Below are 592 nucleotides of genomic sequence, written 5' to 3'. Positions count from 1 at the left end.
CCGCCGAAGCAGGAGATGAAGCCCGCGCCGCCCGACATGAAGCCGCCGGCTCCGCCGAAAGCTCCGGACGTCCCGAAGCCGCCGGCCGCGGAGAAACCGCCAAAGCCGCCAAAGCCGCCGGTGCATGAAGTTCCGGAACCGGAAATGCCGGCACCGCAGCCTCAGCCGTATCCGCACCATCATTCACCGTACATGCCGGTCATGCCGATGCCGTTCTGCTGGATGCCGGTGTACGACATGGAGTGCATGCCGATGCATCAGATGCCGATGCCGGAGATGCCGATGCACCCGATGCCGTCCCATGAAACACCGCCTCACCAGCAGCCGTCAGGACAAATGCCCGCTCCGATGGTACCGCCGACGCTGCCGCAGAAACCGCCCGCCGTCCCGCCGATCGGGAATCCGATTGTGAATGCCGAGTCCTCATCGTTCCCGGGCAGTCCGTATCCTCAGACGGGCTGGCATCTGCATGATTCAACATCACACGACTCATCGCTGTTTTATCCGGGCCAGCATGGCGGCGGAGAGGAGATGCACATGCACCACCAGCATGACGAGTCGACATGCGGATGCGGCGGAGGCGGGGGCGCCC

At 64.7% G+C, this 592-nt stretch carries 1 pseudogene; it reads left to right on the top strand.

Annotated features, from left to right (window positions below):
- Nucleotides 1-252: 252 nt before the first annotated feature.
- Nucleotides 253-592 (top strand): annotated as a pseudogene (locus tag BN1189_RS16300) (hypothetical protein); the annotation flags it as partial.

It is taken from the genome of Bhargavaea cecembensis (genome assembly GCF_000826125.2).
Taxonomy (GTDB): Bacteria; Bacillota; Bacilli; order Bacillales_A; family Planococcaceae; genus Bhargavaea; species Bhargavaea cecembensis_B.
The sequence above is the reverse complement of the archived record's forward strand: the minus strand, read 5'-3'. Positions and strand labels throughout refer to the sequence as shown.